At 51.6% G+C, this 8,238-nt stretch carries 7 protein-coding genes and 1 pseudogene; all 8 read left to right on the top strand.

The window, feature by feature from the left end; translation table 11 throughout:
* Positions 1-141: pseudogene (gene tuf / locus ABIE02_RS22115) on the top strand (elongation factor Tu); the annotation flags it as partial.
* Positions 142-371: 230 nt separating this feature from the next.
* Positions 372-755, top strand: a complete 384-nt coding sequence (gene secE / locus ABIE02_RS22110) for a preprotein translocase subunit SecE (protein WP_003862342.1) — start codon at positions 372-374, stop codon at positions 753-755.
* A 1-nt stretch (position 756) separates the two neighbouring features.
* Positions 757-1,302, top strand: coding sequence for a transcription termination/antitermination protein NusG (gene nusG, locus ABIE02_RS22105; protein WP_003862341.1), 546 nt, complete (start codon positions 757-759; stop codon positions 1,300-1,302).
* Positions 1,303-1,458: 156 nt separating this feature from the next.
* Positions 1,459-1,887, top strand: coding sequence for a 50S ribosomal protein L11 (gene rplK, locus ABIE02_RS22100; RefSeq protein WP_032615878.1), 429 nt, complete (start codon positions 1,459-1,461; stop codon positions 1,885-1,887).
* Positions 1,888-1,890: 3 nt separating this feature from the next.
* Positions 1,891-2,595: a 50S ribosomal protein L1 gene (gene rplA, locus ABIE02_RS22095; protein WP_032615880.1), complete on the top strand. Its 705-nt coding sequence runs from the start codon at positions 1,891-1,893 to the stop codon at positions 2,593-2,595.
* Positions 2,596-2,885: 290 nt separating this feature from the next.
* Complete coding sequence (rplJ, locus tag ABIE02_RS22090) at positions 2,886-3,383, top strand: 50S ribosomal protein L10 (RefSeq protein ID WP_024548056.1); 498 nt, start codon at positions 2,886-2,888, stop codon at positions 3,381-3,383.
* Between the two features lie 66 nt (positions 3,384-3,449).
* Complete coding sequence (gene rplL / locus ABIE02_RS22085; RefSeq protein WP_032615884.1) at positions 3,450-3,815, top strand: 50S ribosomal protein L7/L12; 366 nt, start codon at positions 3,450-3,452, stop codon at positions 3,813-3,815.
* Positions 3,816-4,133: 318 nt separating this feature from the next.
* Positions 4,134-8,162, top strand: a complete 4,029-nt coding sequence (gene rpoB / locus ABIE02_RS22080) for a DNA-directed RNA polymerase subunit beta (protein ID WP_032615919.1) — start codon at positions 4,134-4,136, stop codon at positions 8,160-8,162.
* Positions 8,163-8,238 lie beyond the last annotated feature (76 nt).

Genomic DNA, 8,238 nt, shown 5'->3' with positions numbered 1-8,238 from the left:
GAGATGGTAATGCCAGGCGACAACATCAAGATGGTTGTTACCCTGATCCACCCAATCGCAATGGACGATGGTCTGCGCTTCGCAATCCGCGAAGGTGGCCGTACCGTTGGCGCGGGCGTTGTTGCTAAAGTTCTCGGCTAATTGCTGATAACATTTGACGCAATGCGCATGAAAAGGGCATCATTTGATGCCCTTTTTGCACGCTTTCGAAACAGAACCTGGCTCATCAGTGATTTTATTTGTCATAATCATTGCTGAGACAGGCTCTGAAGAGGGCGTTTTAGTCCGAAACGCAACAGAGCATTTCGGTTTGGTTCGCCTCGCTATCGCGGGGTGAAAATGTTTGTAGAATACTTCTGACAGGTTGGTTTATGAGTGCGAATACCGAAGCTCAAGGGAGCGGGCGCGGCCTGGAAGCGATGAAATGGGTAGTGGTAGCCGTATTGTTGATCGTAGCAATCGTTGGCAACTACCTTTATCGCGACATGATGCTGCCGCTACGCGCGCTGGCAGTGGTAATTCTGATTGCTGCAGCGGGTGGTGTCGCGCTGTTGACGACCAAAGGTAAAGCGACTGTCGCTTTTGCCCGCGAAGCGAGAACCGAAGTCCGTAAGGTCATTTGGCCGACTCGCCAGGAAACATTGCACACCACGCTGATTGTAGCTGCGGTTACCGCTGTAATGTCACTGATCCTGTGGGGACTGGATGGTATTCTGGTTCGCCTGGTATCCTTTATCACTGGCCTGAGGTTCTGAGATGTCTGAAGCCCCTAAAAAGCGCTGGTACGTCGTTCAGGCGTTTTCCGGTTTTGAAGGCCGCGTAGCAACGTCGCTGCGTGAGCATATCAAATTACATAATATGGAAGAGTTGTTTGGTGAAGTTATGGTTCCGACCGAAGAAGTGGTCGAGATCCGTGGCGGCCAGCGTCGCAAAAGCGAACGCAAATTCTTCCCGGGTTACGTGCTTGTTCAGATGGTGATGAACGATGCAAGCTGGCACTTAGTGCGCAGCGTACCGCGCGTAATGGGCTTTATCGGCGGCACGTCTGACCGTCCGGCGCCAATCAGCGACAAAGAAGTTGATGCGATTATGAACCGCCTGCAGCAGGTTGGTGATAAGCCGCGTCCGAAAACGCTGTTTGAACCGGGTGAAATGGTTCGTGTTAATGACGGTCCGTTTGCTGACTTTAACGGCGTGGTTGAAGAAGTGGACTACGAGAAGTCCCGCCTGAAAGTTTCCGTTTCTATCTTCGGTCGTGCGACCCCGGTAGAACTGGACTTTGCCCAGGTAGAAAAAGCCTAAGCAGCGATCAAAAAAGCGACGATTTAATCGTTGCACAGGGCGCGAGATTGGAATACAATTTCGCGCCTTTTGTTTTTATGGGCCTCGGCCCGTAAAACGATTTTTATTCACGGGGAGCCTCCTTGAGGCGCTATTACCCAATCAGAGGATTTTAGAATGGCTAAGAAAGTACAAGCCTACGTCAAGCTGCAGGTTGCAGCTGGTATGGCGAACCCAAGTCCACCAGTTGGTCCAGCTCTGGGTCAGCAGGGTGTGAACATCATGGAATTCTGTAAAGCGTTCAACGCCAAAACCGAATCCCTGGAAAAAGGTCTGCCAATCCCAGTCGTAATCACTGTTTACGCTGACCGTTCTTTCACTTTCGTTACCAAGACCCCTCCAGCAGCAGTTCTGCTGAAGAAAGCGGCTGGTATCAAGTCTGGTTCCGGCAAGCCGAACAAAGACAAAGTGGGTAAAATTTCCCGCGCCCAGCTGCAGGAAATCGCGCAGACCAAAGCTGCCGACATGACTGGTTCCGACGTTGAAGCGATGACTCGCTCCATCGAAGGTACTGCACGTTCCATGGGCCTGGTAGTGGAGGACTAAGAAATGGCTAAACTGACCAAGCGCATGTCCGTGATCCGTAACAAAGTTGATGCGACCAAACAGTACGACATCAACGAGGCGATCGCTCTGCTGAAAGAACTGGCTACCGCTAAGTTCGTTGAAAGCGTTGACGTTGCTGTTAACCTGGGCATCGATGCTCGTAAATCTGATCAGAACGTACGTGGTGCAACTGTACTGCCACACGGTACTGGCCGTTCCGTTCGCGTAGCCGTATTTGCCCAAGGCGCAAACGCTGAAGCTGCTAAAGCTGCAGGCGCTGAGCTGGTAGGTATGGAAGATCTGGCTGACCAGATCAAGAAAGGCGAAATGAACTTTGACGTTGTTATTGCTTCCCCGGATGCAATGCGCGTTGTTGGCCAGCTGGGCCAGGTTCTGGGTCCACGCGGCCTGATGCCAAACCCGAAAGTGGGTACTGTAACTCCTAACGTTGCTGAAGCGGTTAAGAACGCTAAAGCAGGTCAGGTTCGTTATCGTAACGACAAAAACGGCATCATCCACACCACCATCGGTAAAGTGGACTTTGACGCTGACAAACTGAAAGAAAACCTGGAATCTCTGCTGGTTGCGCTGAAAAAAGCGAAACCAACTCAGGCGAAAGGCGTGTACATCAAGAAAGTTAGCATCTCCACCACCATGGGTGCAGGTGTTGCAGTTGACCAGGCTGGCCTGAGCGCTGCTGCAAACTAATGCCTTTACGTGGGCGGTGATTTTGTCTACAATCTTACCCCCACGTTTGCTAACGAAAGTTAGCGGCTAAAGAATTTGTTCGTTGGAGCCTGGCCTATCCAGGCCTCCGTCGAAGACCGCAGGTGTTTCGCAAGAGACTTAATCCCCTGCGTAGACGGTGACAGAACGCTAAGATTATTTTTGGATACTCTGGCTTGTTTCTGCTCACCGTATTAAGACGCTCTTTCCGTTGGGAAGAGTGAAGTGAGTTCCGGGACATGAGTCCCGGCAAACATCCAGGAGCAAAGCTAATGGCTTTAAATCTTCAAGACAAACAAGCGATTGTTGCTGAAGTCAGCGAAGTAGCCAAAGGCGCGCTGTCTGCAGTAGTTGCGGATTCCCGTGGCGTTACTGTAGATAAAATGACTGAACTGCGTAAAGCAGGTCGTGAAGCTGGCGTTTACATGCGTGTTGTTCGTAACACCCTGCTGCGCCGCGTAGTTGAAGGTACTCAGTTCGAGTGCCTGAAAGACACGTTTGTTGGTCCAACCTTGATTGCATATTCTATGGAACACCCGGGCGCTGCCGCTCGTCTGTTCAAAGATTTCGCGAAAGCGAATGCAAAATTCGAGGTTAAAGCTGCAGCCTTTGAAGGTGAGTTGATCCCGGCATCGCAAATCGATCGCCTGGCAACCCTGCCGACCTACGAAGAAGCAATTGCACGCCTGATGGCAACCATGAAAGAAGCTTCGGCTGGCAAACTGGTTCGCACTCTGGCTGCTGTTCGCGATGCGAAAGAAGCTGCTTAATAGCAGTCATCTTTATCAAGTATTCGCTTACGTATAAACTTATTCTGATTTTCAGGAACAATTTAAATGTCTATCACTAAAGATCAAATCATTGAAGCAGTATCCGCTATGTCCGTAATGGACGTTGTAGAACTGATCTCTGCAATGGAAGAAAAATTCGGTGTTTCTGCTGCTGCTGCTGTAGCTGTAGCTGCTGGCCCGGTTGAAGCTGCTGAAGAAAAAACTGAATTCGACGTAATTCTGAAAGCTGCTGGCGCTAACAAAGTTGCTGTAATCAAAGCAGTACGTGCTGCAACTGGCCTGGGTCTGAAAGAAGCTAAAGACCTGGTAGAATCTGCTCCAGCTGCGCTGAAAGAAGGCGTGAGCAAAGACGACGCAGAAGCACTGAAAAAATCTCTGGAAGAAGCTGGCGCTGAAGTTGAAGTTAAATAAGCCAACCCTTCCGGTTGCAGCCTGAGAAATTAGGCTGATGGCTGGTGACTTTTTAGTCACCAGCCTTTTTGCGCTGTAAGGCGCCAGTAGCATTTCACACTGTTTGACTGCTGGTAGTCCTGACAATGCTTGTTTCTATCGACGACTTAATATACTGCGACAGGGTGCTCGCTCTGGGTAAATCGCAATGAAATGGTTTAAGCGTGATAGCAACAGGCATTGCGGAAAGTGTTCGATTTTCCGATCAACAAAATGGTGTTGCACAAACTGTCCGCCAATGGACAGATGGGTCGACTTGTCAGCGAGCTGAGGAACCCTATGGTTTACTCCTATACCGAGAAAAAACGTATTCGTAAGGATTTTGGTAAACGTCCACAAGTTCTGGACATTCCATATCTCCTTTCTATCCAGCTTGACTCGTTCCAGAAGTTTATCGAGCAAGATCCTGAAGGGCAGTACGGCCTGGAAGCAGCCTTCCGTTCCGTGTTCCCAATTAAGAGCTACAGCGGTAATTCCGAGCTGCAATACGTCAGCTACCGCCTTGGCGAACCGGTATTTGACGTTCAGGAATGTCAAATCCGTGGCGTGACCTACTCGGCACCGCTGCGCGTTAAACTGCGTCTGGTGATCTACGAGCGCGAAGCGCCGGAAGGCACCGTCAAAGACATTAAAGAACAAGAAGTCTACATGGGTGAAATTCCACTCATGACTGACAACGGTACTTTCGTCATCAACGGTACTGAGCGTGTTATCGTTTCCCAGCTGCACCGTAGCCCGGGCGTCTTCTTCGACAGCGATAAAGGTAAAACGCACTCATCCGGTAAAGTACTGTATAACGCGCGTATCATTCCTTACCGTGGTTCCTGGCTGGACTTCGAGTTCGATCCGAAAGACAACCTGTTTGTCCGTATCGACCGTCGTCGTAAACTGCCTGCGACCATCATTCTGCGTGCGCTGAACTACACCACTGAGCAGATTCTTGATCTGTTCTTTGAGAAAGTTGTCTTCGAAATTCGCGACAACAAGCTGCAAATGGAACTGGTGCCTGAGCGTCTGCGTGGTGATACCGCGTCGTTCGACATCGAAGCCGACGGCAAAGTGTATGTTGAGAAAGGCCGCCGTATTACTGCGCGCCACATCCGTCAGCTGGAAAAAGATGATATCAAACACATCGAAGTCCCGGTTGAATACATTGCTGGAAAAGTAGCTGCAAAAGATTACGTTGATGCATCCACTGGCGAGCTGATCTGCCCGGCTAACATGGAGCTGAGCCTGGATTTGCTGGCTAAGCTGAGCCAGTCTGGCCACAAGCGTATCGAAACGCTGTTCACCAACGATCTGGACCACGGTCCGTACATGTCCGAAACCGTACGTGTCGACCCAACCACCGATCGTCTGAGCGCGCTGGTAGAAATCTACCGCATGATGCGCCCGGGTGAGCCACCGACTCGTGAAGCGGCTGAAAGCCTGTTCGAGAACCTGTTCTTCTCCGAAGACCGCTACGATCTGTCCGCGGTTGGTCGTATGAAGTTCAACCGTTCTCTGCTGCGTGACGCGATCGAAGGTTCCGGTATCCTGAGCAAAGAAGACATCATCGAAGTGATGAAGAAGCTCATCGATATCCGTAACGGTAAAGGCGAAGTGGACGATATCGACCACCTCGGTAACCGTCGTATCCGTTCCGTTGGCGAAATGGCGGAAAACCAGTTCCGCGTTGGCCTGGTACGTGTAGAGCGTGCGGTGAAAGAGCGTCTGTCTCTGGGCGATCTGGATACCCTGATGCCTCAGGATATGATCAACGCCAAGCCGATCTCCGCAGCAGTGAAAGAGTTCTTTGGTTCCAGCCAGCTGTCTCAGTTTATGGACCAGAACAACCCGCTGTCTGAGATCACGCACAAGCGTCGTATCTCTGCACTCGGCCCAGGCGGTCTGACCCGTGAGCGCGCAGGCTTTGAAGTTCGAGACGTACACCCGACTCACTACGGTCGCGTATGTCCAATCGAAACGCCTGAAGGTCCAAACATCGGTCTGATCAACTCCCTGTCCGTGTACGCACAGACTAACGAATACGGTTTCCTTGAGACCCCGTATCGTAAAGTGACTGACGGTGTTGTAACCGACGAAATTCATTACCTGTCTGCTATCGAAGAAGGTAACTACGTCATCGCTCAGGCGAACTCCAACCTGGATGACGAAGGCCACTTTGTAGAAGATCTGGTTACCTGTCGTAGCAAAGGTGAATCGAGCTTGTTCAGTCGTGACCAGGTTGACTACATGGACGTTTCCACCCAGCAGGTGGTTTCCGTCGGTGCGTCCCTGATCCCGTTCCTGGAACACGATGACGCCAACCGTGCATTGATGGGTGCGAACATGCAACGTCAGGCGGTTCCAACTCTGCGCGCTGATAAGCCGCTGGTTGGTACCGGTATGGAACGTGCTGTTGCCGTTGACTCCGGTGTTACTGCAGTTGCTAAACGTGGCGGTACCGTTCAGTACGTGGATGCATCCCGTATCGTTATCAAAGTTAACGAAGACGAGATGTACCCGGGCGAAGCAGGTATCGACATCTACAACCTGACCAAGTACACCCGTTCTAACCAGAACACCTGTATCAACCAGATGCCATGTGTGTCTCTGGGTGAGCCAATTGAGCGCGGCGACGTGCTGGCTGACGGTCCGTCCACCGACCTTGGTGAACTGGCGCTCGGTCAGAACATGCGCGTAGCGTTCATGCCGTGGAACGGTTACAACTTCGAAGACTCCATCCTCGTTTCCGAGCGTGTGGTTCAGGAAGATCGTTTCACCACTATTCACATCCAGGAACTGGCGTGTGTGTCTCGTGACACCAAGCTGGGGCCAGAAGAGATCACCGCTGACATCCCGAACGTGGGTGAAGCTGCGCTCTCCAAACTGGATGAATCCGGTATCGTTTACATCGGTGCAGAAGTGACCGGCGGCGACATTCTGGTTGGTAAGGTAACGCCGAAAGGTGAAACCCAGCTGACGCCAGAAGAGAAACTGCTGCGCGCGATCTTCGGTGAGAAAGCGTCTGACGTTAAAGACTCTTCTCTGCGTGTGCCGAACGGTGTTTCCGGTACGGTTATCGACGTTCAGGTCTTTACTCGCGATGGCGTAGAAAAAGACAAACGTGCGCTGGAAATCGAAGAGATGCAACTGAAGCAGGCTAAGAAAGACCTGTCTGAAGAGCTGCAGATCCTCGAAGCTGGCCTGTTTGGTCGTATCTACGCGGTGCTGGTTGCCGGTGGTGTTGAAGCTGAGAAGCTCGACAAACTGCCACGCGACCGCTGGCTGGAACTGGGCCTGGCCGACGAAGAGAAACAAAATCAGCTGGAACAGCTGGCTGAGCAGTATGACGAACTGAAACACGAGTTCGAGAAGAAACTCGAAGCGAAACGCCGCAAAATCACTCAGGGCGACGATCTGGCACCAGGCGTGCTGAAGATTGTTAAGGTGTATCTGGCTGTTAAACGTCAGATCCAGCCTGGTGATAAGATGGCAGGTCGTCACGGTAACAAGGGTGTTATCTCTAAGATCAACCCGATCGAAGATATGCCGCACGATGCTAACGGTACGCCGGTAGATATCGTACTGAACCCGCTGGGTGTACCGTCTCGTATGAACATCGGTCAGATCCTCGAAACTCACCTGGGTATGGCTGCAAAAGGCATCGGCGACAAGATCAACGCCATGCTGAAACAGCAGCAAGAAGTCGCGAAACTGCGCGAATTCATCCAGCGTGCGTACGATCTGGGTACTGATGTTCGCCAGAAAGTCGACCTGAACACCTTCAGCGATGAAGAAGTGCTGCGTCTGGCAGAGAACCTGAAAAAAGGTATGCCAATCGCAACGCCAGTCTTCGATGGTGCGAAAGAGTCTGAAATCAAGGAACTGTTACAGCTGGGTGGCCTGCCAAGTTCTGGCCAGATCACTCTGTTCGACGGTCGTACCGGTGAGCAGTTCGAGCGCCAGGTAACCGTGGGTTACATGTACATGCTGAAACTGAACCACCTGGTTGATGACAAGATGCACGCGCGTTCTACCGGTTCTTACAGCCTGGTTACTCAGCAGCCGCTGGGTGGTAAGGCGCAGTTCGGTGGTCAGCGCTTCGGGGAGATGGAAGTGTGGGCGCTTGAAGCATACGGCGCAGCATACACCCTGCAGGAAATGCTCACCGTTAAGTCTGATGACGTGAACGGTCGTACCAAGATGTATAAAAACATCGTGGACGGCAACCATCAGATGGAGCCGGGCATGCCAGAGTCCTTCAACGTACTGTTGAAAGAGATTCGTTCGCTGGGTATCAACATCGAACTGGAAGACGAGTAACTCTCGCTCAAACAGGTCACTGGTGCCGGAGTAATTTCCGGCACCAGATTGTGCTAACTCCGACGGGAGCAAATCC

This window comes from Leclercia sp. 1548 (genome assembly GCF_050435045.1).
GTDB lineage: Bacteria > Pseudomonadota > Gammaproteobacteria > Enterobacterales > Enterobacteriaceae > Enterobacter > Enterobacter adecarboxylatus.
This window is presented reverse-complemented; position numbering and strand designations above follow the sequence as displayed.

What these genes read in the sequence shown, in the direction of transcription:
- rpoB (WP_032615919.1), top strand. Translation starts at nt 4,134, where the DNA reads ATGGTTTACTCCTATACCGAGAAAAAACGTATTCGTAAGGATTTTGGT.
- rplJ (WP_024548056.1), top strand. Translation starts at nt 2,886, where the DNA reads ATGGCTTTAAATCTTCAAGACAAACAAGCGATTGTTGCTGAAGTCAGC.
- rplA (WP_032615880.1), top strand. Translation starts at nt 1,891, where the DNA reads ATGGCTAAACTGACCAAGCGCATGTCCGTGATCCGTAACAAAGTTGAT.
- rplL (WP_032615884.1), top strand. Translation starts at nt 3,450, where the DNA reads ATGTCTATCACTAAAGATCAAATCATTGAAGCAGTATCCGCTATGTCC.
- nusG (WP_003862341.1), top strand. Translation starts at nt 757, where the DNA reads ATGTCTGAAGCCCCTAAAAAGCGCTGGTACGTCGTTCAGGCGTTTTCC.
- secE (WP_003862342.1), top strand. Translation starts at nt 372, where the DNA reads ATGAGTGCGAATACCGAAGCTCAAGGGAGCGGGCGCGGCCTGGAAGCG.
- rplK (WP_032615878.1), top strand. Translation starts at nt 1,459, where the DNA reads ATGGCTAAGAAAGTACAAGCCTACGTCAAGCTGCAGGTTGCAGCTGGT.